13 protein-coding genes are annotated in these 17,643 nt (G+C 71.6%); 10 read left to right on the forward strand and 3 right to left on the reverse strand.

What is annotated here, in order from left to right:
* Window positions 1–433 precede the first annotated feature (433 nt).
* Entirely contained in the window at window positions 434–1,309 is an 876-nt protein-coding gene (locus ACIPFH_RS40115; RefSeq protein WP_401834501.1) for a DUF4190 domain-containing protein, read from the forward strand.
* 273 nt (window positions 1,310–1,582) lie between these two features.
* Here ACIPFH_RS40115 and ACIPFH_RS40120 read toward each other — a convergent pair whose 3' ends face one another.
* The gene (locus tag ACIPFH_RS40120) at window positions 1,583–2,143 is read right to left on the reverse strand and encodes an NADAR family protein (RefSeq protein ID WP_401834504.1); all 561 of its coding nucleotides are present in this window, start codon (window positions 2,141–2,143) and stop codon (window positions 1,583–1,585) included.
* 222 nt (window positions 2,144–2,365) lie between these two features.
* Between ACIPFH_RS40120 and ACIPFH_RS40125 the strand changes: the two genes are divergently transcribed.
* From ACIPFH_RS40125 to ACIPFH_RS40155, 7 genes are all read left to right on the forward strand, one after another.
* Window positions 2,366–3,880, forward strand: coding sequence for a gamma-aminobutyraldehyde dehydrogenase (locus ACIPFH_RS40125; protein WP_401834506.1), 1,515 nt, complete (start codon window positions 2,366–2,368; stop codon window positions 3,878–3,880).
* Window positions 3,881–3,936: 56 nt separating this feature from the next.
* Entirely contained in the window at window positions 3,937–5,184 is a 1,248-nt protein-coding gene (locus tag ACIPFH_RS40130) for a spermidine/putrescine ABC transporter substrate-binding protein (RefSeq protein ID WP_401834509.1), read from the forward strand.
* 5 nt (window positions 5,185–5,189) lie between these two features.
* On the forward strand, window positions 5,190–6,341 hold the full coding sequence (locus tag ACIPFH_RS40135; protein ID WP_401834551.1) for an ABC transporter ATP-binding protein: 1,152 nt from the start codon (window positions 5,190–5,192) through the stop codon (window positions 6,339–6,341).
* A complete protein-coding gene (locus tag ACIPFH_RS40140) occupies window positions 6,341–7,270 on the forward strand; it encodes an ABC transporter permease (RefSeq protein ID WP_356252341.1) in 930 nt (309 codons plus the stop codon). Before ACIPFH_RS40135 ends, ACIPFH_RS40140 begins: the two co-directional genes overlap by 1 nt.
* The gene (locus ACIPFH_RS40145) at window positions 7,271–8,071 is read left to right on the forward strand and encodes an ABC transporter permease (protein ID WP_401834511.1); all 801 of its coding nucleotides are present in this window, start codon (window positions 7,271–7,273) and stop codon (window positions 8,069–8,071) included.
* Between the two features lie 29 nt (window positions 8,072–8,100).
* Window positions 8,101–9,519 carry an NAD(P)/FAD-dependent oxidoreductase gene (locus ACIPFH_RS40150; protein ID WP_401834512.1) on the forward strand — a complete coding sequence of 473 codons (1,419 nt, stop codon included), beginning with the start codon at window positions 8,101–8,103 and terminating at the stop codon, window positions 9,517–9,519.
* Window positions 9,520–9,661: 142 nt separating this feature from the next.
* Complete coding sequence (locus ACIPFH_RS40155; protein WP_401834513.1) at window positions 9,662–10,114, forward strand: hypothetical protein; 453 nt, start codon at window positions 9,662–9,664, stop codon at window positions 10,112–10,114.
* A 514-nt stretch (window positions 10,115–10,628) separates the two neighbouring features.
* Here ACIPFH_RS40155 and ACIPFH_RS40160 read toward each other — a convergent pair.
* Together ACIPFH_RS40160 and ACIPFH_RS40165 are read right to left on the reverse strand one after the other, a co-directional pair.
* On the reverse strand, window positions 10,629–12,317 hold the full coding sequence (locus ACIPFH_RS40160; protein ID WP_401834516.1) for a PucR family transcriptional regulator: 1,689 nt from the start codon (window positions 12,315–12,317) through the stop codon (window positions 10,629–10,631).
* A gap of 122 nt (window positions 12,318–12,439) precedes the next feature.
* Entirely contained in the window at window positions 12,440–14,821 is a 2,382-nt protein-coding gene (locus ACIPFH_RS40165) for an ATP/GTP-binding protein (RefSeq protein WP_401834518.1), read from the reverse strand.
* 237 nt (window positions 14,822–15,058) lie between these two features.
* Between ACIPFH_RS40165 and gabT the strand changes: the two genes are divergently transcribed.
* Window positions 15,059–16,393, forward strand: coding sequence for a 4-aminobutyrate--2-oxoglutarate transaminase (gabT, locus tag ACIPFH_RS40170; RefSeq protein WP_401834520.1), 1,335 nt, complete (start codon window positions 15,059–15,061; stop codon window positions 16,391–16,393).
* A gap of 486 nt (window positions 16,394–16,879) precedes the next feature.
* Window positions 16,880–17,608, forward strand: coding sequence for a phosphatase PAP2 family protein (locus ACIPFH_RS40175; protein WP_356255235.1), 729 nt, complete (start codon window positions 16,880–16,882; stop codon window positions 17,606–17,608).
* Window positions 17,609–17,643: the final 35 nt, after the last annotated feature.

Here is a 17,643-nt window from a genome sequence, read left to right on the forward strand (position 1 = left end):
GGAGGGGGAGGAGACGGCTGTCCGCCTCGGGCGGGGCAGGGTCGGCTGTCCATCGGCGGTCCGGTCGGGGCGGACGGAACGGGGGCGGGGGACGGCCGTCGGCCCGTGCAGGGCATGGCCCGCTGTCTCGGCACCCCGGCTGGCGGAGGGGGAGGAGACGGCTGTCCGCCTCGGGCGGGGCAGGGTCCGCTGTCCATCGGCGGTCCGGGTCGGGCGCCGGCTCACGGGTCGGGCACGCACCGGCCATGGGGGGAGGGGTGGCAGACGGCTGCCGGTCTCGGCCGGGGCACGGCCCGCTGACCACCGCATCCGTCGAGGGCCGTAGCATGACGGAACGTACGCGGGACGCGACGGCGTACGGATGGCGGAACGCCAGACCCGCAGGACACGCAAGACGGAACGCAGGCCAGAGGGCGACAGAGGGGACCCACGTATGTCCGACGACGCACCGACTCCGGCCGGTGACGCCGCCCGAGACCCGTGGCCCGCGCCCGCTGCCGACGGGCCGGACGGTCCGCAGGACGCGGCGCCCAAGGTGCCGTTGGACAAGGGTCCGAGGGACAACGGCGCCAGTGCCGCCGGTGCCATCGGCCCTGCCGGCCCCGCTGGTTCTCCGGCCGAGCCGAACCCCTGGGCCGCCCCGGGGGACGGCGCGCAGAGCGGGCCGGGTCACACCGTCGCCTTCGACGAATCGCTGACCGCCGCCTCCGGTGCTCCGGACCGGACTCCACCGGCCGTCCATGACCAGCGGACGGTCACCGCGATGCCCGGCGTGACCCCGCCGCCGACGGGCGGCACCCCGCTGCCCTGGGCCACCCCGTTCGGGGGCCCGCCGCCGAACGGCGCGCTCGGTTCCTATCCGCCGCCCCACCCCGGCACAGCCGCGGCCGGTGGCCCGCCCGTGAATCCCTTCGCTCCCCCCGTCCAGGGCGGGGCGGTTCCTCCGCCGCCCATCGCGCCCCACGGGCCCGGACAGATCCCGTACGGATACCCGGGCGGCTACCCCGGCGGATACGGGTACGGCTATCCCTCACCGCCCCCCTACGGCTGGCCCGGCGGGGCGCGGGACAACAACGGCATGGGTATCGCCGGGCTCGTGCTCGGGATCGCCTCGGCCGTCTTCTTCTGCCTGTGGCCGTTGGCCATCATCGCCGGCATCCTCGGCGTCGCGTTCGGCTCGGTCGGTCGCGGAAAGGCCCGCCGGGGCGAGGCCTCGAACGCCGGGCAGGCCCTGGCCGGGATCATCTGCGGGTCCGTGGGCATCGTGCTCGCGATCGGTCTGGGCGTCCTGCTGATCGTGCAGCCCTGAGCTTTCGCAAGGCACGGGCGCGGGCGCGGCTTCGGGCTGGGCGGTGCTGCTGATCGTGCAGCCCTGAGCTCGTGCAGCCAGAGCTTCCGGCGGGCGCGGGCCTGGCCTCGGCTGGGCGGCGTTGTTGATCGCGCACCCTGCGGCGAGGGTCGGCGCCGGTCACAAGGTCTTCGGCGTCCAGGTCGAGCGTCAAAAGCCTGCGGGCCCGGGTCGGGCCGGGCCTCGGCCCCCGCGCCGCGGGAGCCGGGCCTCGGCCGCCGCGGGGTGTCCGGCTCAGCCCTGTGCCCGCAACCGCTCCCGTGCCTCCATCAGCGCGAACCCCAGCAGGTTCGCCCCGCGCCACCGGTCCGGGGCCATCGCCGCCTCGTCGTCCGCCGCCAGGCCGATGCCCCACACGCGGTCCATGGGGCTCGCCTCCACCAACACCCTCCCGGCCGTGCCCAGCAGGAACGACCGCAGTCCGGCGTCCGAGGCGAACTTGTGGACGCTGCCCTCGACCACGATCCGGAACCGCTCCCGCTCCCAGGTCGTCTCGTCGAAGCCGCGTACCAGCCGCCCCTCCTTCTTGGCCTGGGCGGGGGATCTCGCGGCCAGCGCCCGCTTCTCCGCCTCCGCGTCCTCGAAAAGGCGGGCCTTCCCGGCCATCATCCAGTGCTCGGCCGTCGCATAGGTGACGCCGTCGACCACGAACGGTGACGGCCACCACTGGCTCAGGCAGCTGGAGCCGAGTCGGCCGTCGGGTCGCGGCCGGTGTCCCCAGAAGTGCAGATACTTGATCCTCGCCCCTGCCCGGGCCTGCCTGACCAGGGCCTCCCGGCTGTCGATCTTCTCCATGCACGCGAGTCTGGCACGCACCACTGACACTGCGTCCCGCCTTTTCCGTTCCGACTCGACACCTGGTCGACCCGCTGCCGACAGATTTCGTCGCGTAACCAAAAGGCAACAACGGAATCACTTGTTGGAGTGCCCTTGCTCTGTCAGGATCGGCAATCAAATCAGGCTGGAGCTACGCCACCCGCCGCCGCACACAGCGGGGCGAAGGCGGAGGAGAGCGACATGCAGGACCGGTTCCCCGCGCAGGAACGTTTCGCGGACGGCGCTCAGTACATCGGGGGCCGTCTCGCCCACGGCACGTCCGGCCGGACCCATGCCGTGGTCGACCCGGCCACGGGCGAGGAGGTGTTCACCTACGAGCTGGCCGGCGCCGACGACGTCGACGCGGCCGTCGCCGCCGCCCGCGCCGCCTTCCCCGGCTGGGCCGGCGCCACGCCGGGCGAGCGCTCCGACGCGCTGCACCGGTTCGCCGCCGTCCTCGCCGACCGTGCCGAGGAGTTCGCCCGCGCCGAGTCCCTCCAGTGCGGCAAGCCGCTGAAGCTGACCCGCGAGTTCGACGTGCCGGGGACCATCGACAACACCGCGTTCTTCGCCGGCGCGGCCCGCCACCTCGCGGGGCAGTCCGCCGGTGAGTACTCCGGCGACCACACCTCCTACGTCCGCCGCGAACCCATCGGCGTCGTCGGCTCCATCGCCCCCTGGAACTACCCCCTCCAGATGGCCGCCTGGAAGATCCTCCCGGCGATCGCGGCGGGCAACACCATCGTGCTCAAGCCCGCCGAGCTCACCCCGCTCACCTCGCTCCTCTTCGCCCAGGCGGCGACGGAGGCCGGGATCCCCGACGGCGTGATCAACATCGTCACCGGGACCGGACAGGAGGCCGGTGAGCGTCTCGTCGGGCATCCCGACGTCGCCATGACCTCCTTCACCGGCTCCACGGCCGTCGGCAAGCGCGTCGCCGAGGTCGCCACCGCGACCGTGAAGCGGCTCCACCTGGAGCTGGGCGGCAAGGCGCCCTTCGTCGTCTTCGACGACGCCGACCTGGAGGCCGCGGCCAACGGCGCGGTCGCGGGAGCACTCATCAACACCGGACAGGACTGCACGGCCGCCACGCGCGCGTACGTGCAGCGGCCTCTCTACGAAGCGTTCGTCGAACGGACGGCCGCCCTGATGGAGACCGTCCGGCTCGGCGATCCTTTCGCCCCCGGAACCGACCTCGGCCCGCTGGTCTCGCACCTCCAGCGCGACCGGGTCGCCGCCTTCGTCGACCGGGCGCGTGCCTACGCGCGCGTGGTGACCGGCGGCGAGGCTCCTCAGGGAGATCTCAAGGAGGGCGCGTACTATCGCCCCACCCTGATCGCGGACGCCGCGCAGGACAGCGAGGTCGTCCAGTCCGAGATCTTCGGCCCGGTCCTGGTGGTCCTGCCCTTCGACAGCGACGACGAGGGCATCGCGCTCGCCAACGACACGCCGTACGGGCTGGCCGCCTCCGCGTGGAGCCGGGACGTCTTCCGGGCGAACCGGGCGACACGCGAGATCAAGGCCGGGTGCGTGTGGATCAACGACCACATCCCGATCATCAGCGAGATGCCCCACGGCGGGTACAAGGCGTCCGGCTTCGGCAAGGACATGTCAGCGTACTCGTTCGAGGAGTACACACAGGTAAAGCACGTTATGTTCGATAACACTGCGGTGGCCCGCAAGCCCTGGCACCGCACCATCTTCGGGGACTGTTAGAGCGACGACGACCGGCCGCCGACCACGGCCGACCCTCCCGAAAGGGCACCACGCGCATGGAGCAGTACGAGCCCGACCGCCTGAGCCCGGCCCAAGTGGCCGCCGTGCGGCGCAGTCTTCGCAACGGCAGGGCAGCCATGACCCGCCGGTCGCTGCTGCGCGCCTCCACGGGAGGCGCCCTGGCGCTGGGCGGCCTAGGGGCGCTCAGCGCCTGCGGGATCCCCGCGGCCGGCAAGACCGAGGGCGGCACGTCCGCCGACGACCACTCGGCGAAGGAGAAGACCGTCAGCTTCTCCAACTGGACCGAGTACATGGACGTCGACGAGAGCGGCAAGCACCACCCGACGCTCGACGCCTTCACCGAACGCACCGGCATCAAGGTCAAGTACACCGAGGACATCAACGACAACAACGAGTTCTTCGGCAAGATCAAGCCGCAGCTCGCCGCGGGCCAGGACACCGGCCGCGACATCATCGTGCTCACCGACTGGCTGGCGGCACGGCTCATCCGCCTCGGGTGGGTGCAGAAACTGAACGCCTCCAACCTGCCGCACGCCTACGCCAACCTGTCCCAGCAGTTCCGCAGCCCCGACTGGGATCCGGGCCGGGCGTACTCGTATCCCTGGCAGGGCATCTCCACCGTCATCGCCTACAACAAGAAGGCGCTCGACGGCGTCGAGGTGAAGTCGGTCTCCGACCTGCTCGACAACCCCAAGCTCAAGGGCCGCGTCGGGTTCCTCACCGAGATGCGCGACAGCATGGGCATGACGCTGCTGGACATGGGCAAGGACCCGGCGAAGTTCACCGACGACGACTACGACGCCGCCATCGCCCGCCTCCAGAAGGGCGTCGACAGCGGCCAGATCCGCCGCTTCACCGGCAACGACTACACCTCCGACATCACCAGCGGCGACTTCGCGGCCTGCATCGCCTGGGCCGGTGACGTCGTACAGCTGAAGGCGGACAGTCCCGACGTCGACTTCGTCATCCCCGACAGCGGCTATCTGACGTCCAGCGACAACATGCTGATCCCCAACAAGGCGCGTCACAAGACGAACGCGGAACGGCTCATGGACTACTACTACGAGCCGGAGCCGGCCGCCGAACTCGCCGCGTACATCAACTACGTCTGTCCCGTGGACGGCGTGAAGGACGCGCTGGCGAAGATCGACGAGGATGCGGCGAACAACCCGCTGATCATCCCCGACAAGGCCATGCAGGCGAAGTCGCACTCCTTCCGCTCCCTGAGCTCGAAGGAAGAGACCGCCTACGAGGCGAAGTTCGCGAAGCTCACTGGGGCGTGACGACGATGAAGACGACCAACAGCGGCAGCGGCGACGTCCGCCTCTCCGGCATCAGCAAGACCTACGGCTCGTTCACCGCCGTCCACCCGCTCGACCTGACCGTTCCGCAGGGCTCGTTCTTCGCCCTGCTCGGCGCCTCCGGCTGCGGCAAGACCACCACCCTGCGCATGATCGCGGGCCTGGAGGAACCTTCCTCCGGGACCGTCCACCTCGGCGACCAGGACGTGACGGCGCTCCCGCCGTACAAGCGCCCGGTGAACACGGTCTTCCAGTCCTACGCCCTCTTCCCGCACCTCGACATCTTCGAGAACGTCGCCTTCGGCCTGCGCCGGCGCGGCATCAGGAGCGTGAAGAAGCAGGTCGAGGACATGCTGGAACTCGTGCAGCTCGGTGAGCAGGCCCGTAAGAAGCCGCACCAGCTCTCCGGCGGCCAGCAGCAGCGCGTCGCCGTGGCCCGCGCGCTGATCAACACCCCCAAGGTGCTGCTGCTCGACGAGCCCCTCGGCGCCCTAGACCTCAAACTGCGCCGTCAGATGCAGCTGGAGCTCAAGCGCATCCAGACCGAGGTCGGCATCACCTTCGTGCACGTCACGCACGACCAGGAGGAGGCCATGACGATGGCCGACACGGTCGCCGTGATGAACGCGGGCCGGGTCGAGCAGCTCGGCTCGCCGGCCGACCTCTACGAGAACCCCAACACCACCTTCGTCGCCAACTTCCTCGGCACGTCGAACCTCATCGAGGCCGAGGTCGACTCCAAGAGCGGCGACGACATCGTGCTGAAGGCGGGCGGCGGCAAACTCGTGCTGCCCGAGGCGCGCTGCTCCGCGCCCACGACGACCGGCGGCAAGGTGCTGGTCGGCGTCCGCCCGGAGAAGATCTCCCTCACCCACGCCGACGACGCCGGCGAGATCCCCGATGGCCGCAACCGCATCACCGGCAGGATCGCCAACTCCTCGTTCATCGGCGTCTCCACCCAGTACGTCATCGACAGCACGGTCTGCCCCGAGTTCGAGGTCTACGCCCAGAACATCGACCGGGACGCCCGGCTCGCCCCCGGCGCCGAGGTCGTCCTGCACTGGAGCCCCGCCCACACCTTCGGCCTGGACGCGGCCCAGGACATCGACGCGGGCATCCAGGAAGAGGCGGCTCTCTGATGGCGACGCTCACCGAGGCGCCCCCGCCTCTCTCCCCGACGGCACCCACCAGGAAGCCACCCCGCAAACGCGGGCGCCTGACGCCGTACTGGCTGCTGCTGCCCGGCCTGCTCTGGCTGTTCGTGTTCTTCGCGCTGCCCATGATCTACCAGGCCTCCACGTCCGTGCAGACGGGCTCCCTGGAGGAGGGCTACAAGGTCACCTGGCACCTCGCGACCTACTGGGACGCGCTGAGCGAGTACTGGCCGCAGTTCCTGCGCTCGGTCCTCTACGCGGCCGCGGCGACCATCCTGTGCCTGGTGCTCGGCTACCCGCTTGCCTATCTGATCGCCTTCAGGGCCGGCCGCTGGCGGAACCTGATCATGATCCTGGTGATCGCGCCGTTCTTCACCAGCTTCCTGATCCGCACCCTGGCCTGGAAGACGATCCTCGCGGACGGCGGCCCGGTCGTCGGCGCCCTCAACACGCTGCACGTCCTCGACGTCACCAGCTGGCTCGGCTGGACCGCGGGCGACCGGGTCCTGGCCACCCCGCTCGCGGTGGTCTGCGGTCTGACGTACAACTTCCTGCCGTTCATGATCCTGCCGCTCTACAGCTCTCTCGAGCGCATCGACGGACGGCTGCACGAGGCCGCCGGAGACCTGTACGCCAGACCGGCCACCACCTTCCGCAAGGTCACCTTCCCGCTCTCGATGCCCGGCGTGGTCTCCGGAACGCTGCTGACCTTCATCCCGGCGGCCGGCGACTACGTCAACGCCGAACTCCTCGGCTCGACCGACACCCGCATGATCGGAAACGTGATCCAGACACAGTTCCTGCGGGTCCTCGACTATCCGACGGCGGCGGCCCTCTCCTTCATCCTGATGGCCGCGATCCTTTTCATGGTCACCCTCTACATCCGCAGGTCCGGGACGGAGGATCTGGTCTAAATGCCTCTCGTCAACTGGCTCAAGCGCCATTTCGTGGTCATCGCGGGACTTCTCACGCTCGCCTATCTCCTGCTGCCCAACATCGTCGTCACGGTGTTCTCCTTCAACAAACCGAAGGGGCGCTTCAACTACCAGTGGCAGCAGTTCTCCACCGACGCCTGGCAGGACCCGTGCGGGGTCTCCGGGCTGTGCGGGTCGCTGTCGCTCAGCCTTCAGATCGCGGTCTGGGCGACCCTCGGTGCGACCGTCCTCGGCACGATGATCGCCTTCGCGCTCGTCCGCTACCGCTTCCGCGCGCGGGGCGCCGTCAACTCGCTGATCTTCCTGCCCATGGCGATGCCCGAGGTCGTCATGGCCGCCTCGCTGCTCACCCTGTTCCTCAACCTGGGTGCTCGGTTGGGATTCTGGACGATCCTCATCGCGCACATCATGTTCTGCCTCAGCTTCGTCGTGACGGCGGTGAAGGCGCGCGTGATGTCGATGGACCCGCGCCTGGAGCAGGCCGCCCAGGACCTCTACGCCGGGCCGGCGCAGACGTTCCTGCGCGTCACGCTGCCCATCGCCGCACCCGGAATCGCCGCGGGCGCGCTGCTCGCCTTCGCGCTCTCCTTCGACGATTTCATCATCACCAATTTCAACGCGGGCTCGACCGTCACCTTCCCCATGTTCGTATGGGGTTCGGCGCAGCGCGGAACGCCCGTTCAGATCAATGTCATCGGTACGGCCATGTTCCTGATCGCCGTACTGTTCGTCCTGACCTCGATGGTCATCGGAAATCGCCGCAACAAGCAAAAGGCGTGACCGGAAAAGCCCTGTAGGGAGTTGAAATCATGGCCCCGAGCGCCATGAACCGGTGGATCACTTCTCTTTCCGACGCACAGCCGGTCCCGTACTGGCTGGAGGATCCCGGCAAACCCCACCCCGAACCCGCGCTCACCGGCCCCGAGACCTGCGATCTGCTGGTCGTCGGGGGCGGTTACAGCGGATTGTGGACCGCGCTCGTGGCCAAGGAGCGCGAGCCGCAGCGGGACGTGGTGCTGCTGGAGGGCCGTGAGGTGGGCTGGGCCGCCTCGGGCCGCAACGGAGGCTTCTGCGCGGCCACCCTCACCCACGGGCTGCCCAACGGGCTCGCGCGCTGGCCGGACGAGATCCACCGGCTGGAGGAGCTGGGGACGCGCAACCTCGACGAGATCGAGGCGGCGATCGCCCGGTACGGCATCGACTGCGACTTCGAGCGCACCGGCGAGATCGACGTCGCCACCGAGACGTACCAGGCGTGGGAACTGCGCGACTGGTACGAGGAACTCGAGGGCAAGGGCCTCGCCGACGGCATCGAGTTCCTGGACGCGGACGCGGTGCGCGAGCAGGTCGCCTCGCCCACCTTCCAGGCGGGTCTGTACGACCGCCGGGGCGTGGCCATGCTCCACCCCGCCAAGCTCGTCTGGGGCCTGAAGCAGGCGTGTCTGCGCCTGGGCGTCCGGGTCTACGAGCACACCCCCGCCCTGACGCTGACGCCGTACGGCGCGGGGATGGCCGTCGGCACCCCCTACGGGCAGGTGCGGGCCCGGCAGGTCGCGCTCGGCACCAACATCTTCCCGAACCTGATCAGGCGGGTGCGGGCGTACACCGTCCCGGTCTACGACTACGCGCTGATGACCGAACCGCTGACCGCCGGACAGCTCGACTCGATCGGGTGGAAGAACCGGCAGGGCCTCGGGGACTCGGCCAACCAGTTCCACTACTTCCGGCTGTCGGCCGACAACCGGATCCTGTGGGGCGGGTACGACGCGGTCTACCCCTACGGGGGCCGGGTGCGCGCCGAGTACGACGACCGGCCGGAGACGTACGCCAAGCTCGCCGGGCACTTCTTCGGCTGCTTCCCGCAGCTGGAAGGAGTTCGCTTCACCCACGCGTGGGGCGGGGCGATCGACACGTGCTCGCGTTTCTCGGCGTTCTTCGGCACGGCGCACCAGGGGAAGGTGGCGTACGCCGCCGGGTACACCGGCCTGGGTGTCGGGGCCACCCGCTTCGGGGCCGAGGTGATGCTGGACCTGCTGGCGGGGGAGAGCACCGAGCGCACGTCGTTGGAGATGGTCCGCAAGAAGCCGCTGCCGTTCCCGCCCGAGCCGTTCGCCTGGACCGGCATCGCCCTGACCAAGTGGTCGCTGGCCCGCGCCGACGCGCACGGCGGGCGGCGCAACCTGTGGCTGAGGACGATGGACAGGCTGGGGCTGGGCTTCGACAGTTGACCGATCCCGATCCCGATGACGATGAGGTGTGGCGTGATTCGGTTCACTCCAACGGGTGGTCCGAACCCGCGTAATGCCGGCCGGGGACGTCCCTCTCCCTCGTGACGCGACCGCGTCCACGAGGGAAAGGGGAGGTCTTCTCATGGCTGGGGCGAAGACGGCTGTCGAATGGCTGGCATCCGTCGCACCGGATCCCGAGGCGTGCCGCTGGGAATGGGAGCGCAACCCTCTCGGGGTGGCGTTGCTGCCCGCGGGCCGGGCCTGGGACGTACTCATCCTGCCGGGCGAACTCGGCTACCCCACCCTCGACGTGCTCACCCGGATCCTCGGCCGGCCGGGCCCCGTGCTGGTCGACTTCGGAGACGACCGCATGGGTTTCTTCGTGACGCCCGGCACGGCCGCCCGCTGGCTCGGCACCGGTATCCGCACGGCCGGGGCCGGCACCTGGATCGTCGTGCCGTATCCGGGCCGCTCGACCCGGGGGGTCCGCTGGCTGGTCCCGCCGGACGGCTCCGGCACCCTGACCGACCCCGCGCTCCTCGAGCTGGCGATGCACGAGGCGGCGGCGGGGCTGGCCGGTGGAACGGACGGCTGACCGACCGGACGCCCGGCGTCATGACTCCCGGTCCCGGCGGCCGGGACCGGCGCGCTTCCACGTCCCCCGGACCGGGCAGCACGCAAGACCCCCTCACGTCGGCCGCCCACACGGCCGACGCGGATGCCTGCGGCGACGGGCCGCCGGCGACCGGCTTGTGGCGACCGGCCGGTGGTGGTCGCCCTGCGGCCTGCCGCAAATCGCCCTCGGCGACACACCTGCGGCGGCTCAGTTGCGGTGCTCGGCCTGCGGCCCGCGGCGAACCGTGTGCGGTGCTCGGCCTGGGATGCTCGGCCTGTGGCCCGTGCGCCCGCTGCCGACGGTAGCCGGTGCCGGTGCCTCACGCCGTCGTTCCTCTGCGGTGCTCGGCCTGCGGCCTGTGGCCCGCGCGACCGCTGCCGACGGTAGCCGGTGCCGGTGCCTTACGCCGTCGCTCCTCCGCGCGCCGCGCTGTCGCTCCTCCGCGCCCCGCTCCGTCGTTCCCCCGGCGCCCCGCGCCGCCGTGCCCCGCGTGCTACTCCGCGGACGTCGCCTTCAAGGCCAGCCACAGCTCCATCCGGACGTCCGGGTCGTCCAGTGAGCGGCCGAGGATCTCCTCCACCCGCCGCATCCGGTAGCGCAGGGTGTGCCGGTGGACGCCCAGGTCGGCCGCCGCCGCGTCCCACTGGCCGTGGCGGGAGAGCCAGGCCCGGAGGGAGGCCACCAGGTCGCCGCGGCCGGTCGCGTCGTGTTCGTGCAGGGCGCGCAGCAGGCCGTCCGCGAACGCCTTCACCGCGTCGTCCGCGAGAAGGGGCAGTACGGAGCCCGCCGCGAGCTGTTCGTGCTCCACCAGGACCCGGCCCCGGCGCCGCGCCACCGACAGCGCCTGCCCGGCCTGCTTGTACGCGGCCGCCGCCGCGATCGGCCCGGCCGGCGCGGACAGACCCACGACGAGCCCGTCCTCGTCGCCGGACTCGGACCCGGCGGTCCCGGCCGCCCGGGCGCCCTCCAGCGCCGTCGCGTACCGCACGCACGCCGCCACGGCCGCACCGCCGTCGGTGACCAGGGCCACCAGACGCTCGCCCTCGGGCACCACCAGCGCGGCCTCCCCGGCCCGGGCGGCCGCCGACTCGACGACTTCGGTGAGACTGCCGAAAGGGTCCCCGGCCACGGCCACGGCGGCCGCCGAAGGCCTGGCGTCGGCTGCGGGCACGCGCGCGTGCCCGTTCCCCTCCGCGTGCGCCCGCGCCGCCGCAGCCGACGCCGAGTCGGCGACGATCACCCGGAACGGGGCGTCGAGCAGACCGCCGTACAGGTCTCCGGCGACCGCCCGCGCGTGGTCCGGTTCGCCCGCCAGCAGCATGCGCAGCACCGCCGCGCCGATCCGTTGTTCCGCCGCGTGCAGGGAGCGGGAGCGTTCGGTGGTGAGGGTGAGCAGGGCGATGGCCGAGTGGACGGCGTACCGCTCGGCGGTGCCGGGAGCCGAGGCGGTGCCGACGGCGAGTGCCGCGCGCGGACGTCGGCCGGTGCCCAGGGAGTGCAGCTCGACCCGGTCGTCGTGTTCGGAGTGCTCCGGTCCCTCTCCGCTCCCGCCGACCACCGCCGAGGCCGGGGCCGGCCGCTCCCGCAGCCGCTCCACCTCCGCCGTGAGCCGCGCGGCCCGCCGACCCGCCCACTCCGGTGCGGCCGCCACGACGGCGCCCGAGGCGTCGTACAGGGCAGCCCACCCGTCGACCTGCGCGGCGAGCGCGCGGAGCAGCCCCTCCGGGCCGTCCGTCAGAGTCTGCTTCGTCAGCTCGCGCTGGGCCGCGAACCCGGCCGTGACCGCCCGGTACTGGTCGGCCGCGATCGCCGCCGACACCGCCTTGCTGATCGCGAGGAAGGGCGTGCGGCGCGGGACCTCCAGGAGGGGCAGGCCCTCCTCCTCGGCCGCGTCCACGAGCGGCTTCGGGATCTCCTCGTAGTTGACGCCGACGGCGAAGCCCAGCCCGACCACCCCCGCCTTGGCCAGTCGCCGCACATAACGCCGCATCGCCTCCGGGTCCTCCGCGTCCAGTTTGAGCGCGGTGATCAGCAGCAGCTCCCCGCCCTCCATGTACGGCACGGGGTCCGCGAGCTCGCTGACGTGCGCCCAGCGCACCGGCACGTCCAGACGGCCCTCGCCGGCCCGCACGGTCAGCTTCAGCGCGGAGTGATGGACGAGCGAGGCGAGCGTGGGAGGCATGGGGCCTTCAGGTCGGGGAGCGATCGGCGGTGACCGGAGTGACGGGCGATGTGATCTTTTGGCCGCGGCGTATGAACGGCCTCACCCGATTCTGCCTCACTGTAAGGACCCCGGACGTGCCTTCAGCCCCGCAGGTCCACCAGCAGCGGCGGCGCGTGCTCGCCCCGCACACTCGTCAGGGACAGCACCGCGTGTCCGGGCGGTACCTCGTGCGCCAGCCGGGACGCCGACCAGCGCTCCCGCTCGACCTGGCGGACGGTCACCGCGTCCGTCGTCACCGCCCTGCCGGTCACCAGCTTGCGCAGGGCGTGGATGGCGCGGGTCATCGGCTGGTCGGCGAAGACGGTGTGCTTGGCGACCTCCGTCGTCTCCACCCACTCGGTGCCCCAGGTCTGCGCGAACCTGCTGCCGTCCCAGGTGGTGATGCCGGAGAACGCCATCCGGCAGCCGACCGCTCCGTACAGCGGTCCGTGCAGCGCCTCCGGGACGTCGCCGACCGTGCGCAGGGCGAGCACCACGCCCGCGTTCTGCGAGCGCAGCCGCTGGAGCCGGCGCACCGACCCTTCGGTGACCGCGCCGGTCGCGTCGTCCAGGACCAGGCAGGCGAAGTGATCGCGCCGCTCCCGTACGACGGTCTGGAACTGGGCCAGGACCAGCCGGGTGATCAGCCGGGCGGCCTCCTCGTGACCCCGCTCGGGCAGGTCGACGCGGACCCGCAGCGGGTGGTGGGCGACGGCGCGCAGCGAGAACGCCCGGTGCGCGTTGCCGCCGCCGCCGAAGAACTCCGCGAACACCGGCCGGTTCAGCAGTGACAGCCGGTCGGCGAGGGCCCGGCCCGCGTCGCCCGGTGTCCCGGTCTGCCGGACGCGGGCCTCCAGCTCCCGCCGCATCACCTCGTCGCCGGCCACGGACTCCCGCAGCGCGGACAGCGCGGCCGGTTCGCCCTCCAGCAGTGCGCGCAGCTCGGGGAGGGTGGGGAAACACCCGTGCACGGTCCGGTAGGGGCCGAGCAGCTGGGCGAGCGCCGTGGTCGCGCTCTGGCCGCTCACCGTGTCGAGGTCGCCGACCAGCGCCTCGGCGAGGATCGCGGCCGCCTCGTCCGGGTCGTCGGACTCCGCGTACGGGTCCAGGTCGTGCACGGACGACGGGTCGCCGATCCGGACGATCACGTCGAACGCGGAGTCGGAGCCGAGCGGGCCGCTGCCGGGCGACGACACGGCGACGACGGCGCACGCCCCGGTGAGCGCCTGCAGGGCCAGTGCCTCGGTCAGCGGCTCGATCAGGGTCCTGGTCTTGCCCGACCCGGACGGCCCGACCGCGAGCAGTGAGGTGCCCAGCACGTCCGGGCCGAGCGCGGCGCCCGCGTCGTGATAGGCGACCGGGGTGCGTTCGGCGGCCACCCAGCGGCCGACGCACACCTGCTCGGTGAGCAGGTCGTGGCGCGCGGTGCGCCGGGGCAGGTCGCGGGCGCCGGACGGGTGGGCCCAGGCCGCCCCGCCCTGCCGCAGCACGGTGTCCCGGAAGTCGGCGAGCCCCGCCGACCAGGCCCGCCGCACGCGCACGCAGTCCACGTCGTTCATCCGGCCGGCGGCGACCTCGGCGGTGAGCAGGTCGGCCGCCTCGTACTGCCCCGCGTCCCGCAGCTCGGGCCAGTGGGCGCGCGGCCGCTCGGCCGTGGGCACGGCCTGACCGGGCCCGGCCCGACGCGCGGCGAGTCGTTCCTTCACGTACGGCAACCAGCCGCCGAGGCGGGCGAACGGCCACACCACGAGGAGGGTGATGACCGCGTACAGCGTGTTGGTGAACAGGGGTGAGGCGAACAGTTCGTAGCTGCCGGAGATCAGCACGATGAGCGAGAACAGTGGGTCGATGACGGGCAGGGCGTCCCAGCCGACCCCGAAGGCGCCGGGGAACACGAAGCTGAGCGTGGCGAGCGCGAGGAGCAGGGCGACGAGGGCCCGCGTGGGCTGCGGCCGGCGACCGACGAAGTGCCGCACCGCGTGCGGCCAGCTGCCCAGCCGGCCCATGGCGTAGACGAGGACGGCGAAGAACACGCCGTCGTAGACCACGCGTGCCTCGGCGCCCTCGTTGGACTTCGGGGACGCGATCGTGCCGCCCCACCACCAGTCGCCCGGCGTGAACAGCCGCAGCAGGGTGAATTGGTACGGCAGGCCTCCGCGGCGCCACAGCGACCACAGCACCAGCGCGATCACCAGCGGGACCAGCATGCCGACGACCGTCACCGGCGCGAGCCGCTCCGCCGCCCGCGCGGCTCTGGGCAGCCGGTAGCCGAAGCGCCAGATCCCCGTCCGGGTCGTGGGCCGCTCCTCGTCGAGCCAGTCGGCGACGGCGGACGAGGCTCGCGGGGAGTGCTCGAAGGCAGGGGGGACGCCCGGTGCCCGGTCCGGTCGCGGCGGCGTCGAGGGCGGCCGCGGCGGCCCCGCCGGGCGCGGCACGGGATTCGCATGCGTACCCCGCGCGTCCTGCGTCCCGTCGCTGTCCATCGCCCCTGCCCCCCGACCAGCCGCTCCGTCCACCATCAGCGAGTCAATCTAACGCGCCCACAAGGGGAGTTCACCGCTTACGCGGCCGGGCCTGTGACGATCACCGCCCGACGGCACTGTCCATGACGGACAAGCCGCCACGCCGACACCGCCCACATGGAGCATGCCCACCCCCCACTCCCCGTCCTAGCCTGCGAGAAAAGAACGAAAGTGTCCGCAGAACCCCAGGAGCCCCTCATGACCGCCCTTCCGCAGGAGCGCCGCATCGTCACCGCCATCCCCGGCCCGAAGTCGCAGGAACTTCAGGCCCGCCGCACCGCCGCGGTCGCGGCCGGCGTGGGTTCGGTGCTCCCCGTCTTCACCACGCGCGCGGGCGGCGGCATCATCGAGGACGTCGACGGCAACCGCCTGATCGACTTCGGCTCCGGCATCGCCGTGACGTCCGTCGGCGCCTCCGCCGAGGCCGTCGTACGCCGGGCCACCGCCCAGCTCGCCGACTTCACCCACACCTGTTTCATGGTCACCCCCTACGAGGGCTATGTGGAGGTGGCCGAGGCCCTCGCCGAACTCACCCCGGGTGACCACGCCAAGAAGTCCGCGCTGTTCAACAGCGGCGCCGAGGCGGTCGAGAACGCCGTCAAGATCGCCCGCTCCTACACGAAGCGGCAGGCGGTCGTCGTCTTCGACCACGGCTACCACGGCCGTACGAACCTCACCATGGCGCTGACGGCGAAGAACATGCCGTACAAGCACGGCTTCGGCCCGTTCGCGCCCGAGGTCTACCGCGTCCCGGTCGCCTACGGCTACCGCTGGCCCACCGGCGCCGAGAACGCGGGCCCCGAAGCCGCCGCGCAGGCCATCGACGAGATCACCAAGCAGGTCGGCGCCGACAACGTGGCCGCGATCATCATCGAGCCGGTGCTCGGCGAGGGCGGCTTCATCGAGCCCGCCAAGGGTTTCCTTCCGGCCATCAGCAGGTTCGCGTCCGACAACGGCATCGTCTTCGTGGCCGACGAGATCCAGTCGGGCTTCTGCCGCACCGGCCAGTGGTTCGCCTGCGAGGACGAGGGCATCGTCCCGGACCTGATCACGACGGCCAAGGGCATCGCGGGCGGCCTGCCGCTCGCCGCCGTGACCGGCCGCGCCGAGATCATGGACGCCGCGCACGCGGGCGGCCTGGGCGGCACCTACGGCGGCAACCCGGTCGCCTGCGCGGGCGCGCTCGGCGCGATCGAGACGATGAAGGAGCTCGACCTCAACGCCAGGGCGAAGCACATCGAGGCGATCATGAAGGGCCGCCTCGCGGCCATGGCCGAGAAGTTCGAGGTCATCGGCGACATCCGCGGGCGGGGCGCCATGATCGCGATCGAGCTGGTCAAGGACCGTACGACGAAGGAGCCGAACGCGGAGGCGACCGCCGCGCTCGCCAAGGCGTGCCACCAGGAGGGCCTGCTGGTCCTCACCTGTGGCACCTACGGCAACGTGCTGCGCTTCCTGCCGCCGCTGGTCATCGGCGATGATCTGCTGAACGAGGGCCTCGACATCATCGAGCAGGCTTTCGCGCGCATCTGAGCCCGGGTCCCGCACAGCTGATTCCCATCGGCGGCAGAGCGTGTGAAGAACGTGTGCGAGGAGGATGGCGGGACGGGATACGGCCTGTCGTACCGCTTGTCCCTGCCGTAGGTTCTCTTCAGATGAGAGATACACCCCGTCCACAGGGGACTGTGGACGGAAACCGGGCCGGGGCCTCCCCAGCTTCGACCTGGTCGTGCCCTCGCGCACACAACCGGAGCTTCCGGCTTCGGATCTCCACACCGATCGGACGGCCGCCCGCCCCAAACCCCCCGGGGCGGCCGGCGTTTCCGGTCCGGTCGGCCACCCCGGAACCACCCCCCCTGTTCCGGGGTGGCCGACCTCCTTCTCAGGTGCAGACCACGGAAAGCGACCCCGGATCCGATCCGGGGTCTTTTTTCGTCCCGGTTTGTCAGAGTGGTCGCTGCTGACAAGCTGGGCTCCATGTCGTCCCGCCTCCGCCCGCCGACCGAGGACACCCCCGCCATGCGGGGGACCGCGGTCCGGTGCGCACTCCTGCTCGGTCTGCCCGCCCTCCTCTTCGCCCTGATCACCTGGCAGGTCGCAGTCGACGGTCCCCTCCTGCGCACGGACGAGCGCCTCAGCCGCGCACTCGTCCACCCGGACCGGGCCTCGGAGCTGCTGTCCGACCTGGGGAACGTCCAGGTCGCGGTGCCCGCGCTGATGGTGGTGGCGGTGTACGTGGTCCGCAGGGCGCGGGCCGCGGACGCGGCGCGGTGGTGGGTGCCGTCCATCGCCGCGCAGGTCCTGCTGGCGCTGGTGCCGCTGATCGTCGTACCCCTGAAAGAGTGGACCGACCGGCCCGGGACGCCCGCCGTGCCGCCGGCCATCGGCTACTTCCCCTCCGGGCACACGGCGACGGCGGCCGTCGCCTACGGCTCGGCGGTGCTGATCCTGCTGCCGTGGCTGCTCACGACGCTCGCCCGATGCCTGGCCGTCGCCACGGGCTTCCTCCTCGTCCTGGCCGTCTCGTTCGGGCTGGTCCGGCGGGGCTACCACTGGCCGCTGGACGTCGTGGCCAGCTGGTGCCTGTGCACGGTGCTGCTCGGCGCGCTGTGGCTCTTCCTGAGGAAGGTGCGGGGCCGACCGCGCCAAACCGGCGCGCCCGAGCCGTCCACCCGTACGAGTCGGACAAGCGACCCTTCCGCTTCCCGCCCCTACGGTGGAGCACGAAAGCCACAGGACACCCCCTAAGCGGAAGGGCCGGGACTCGCTATGCCCCAGGAAAC

It is taken from the genome of Streptomyces sp. NPDC088157, from assembly GCF_044741545.1.
Taxonomy (GTDB): Bacteria; Actinomycetota; Actinomycetes; order Streptomycetales; family Streptomycetaceae; genus Streptomyces.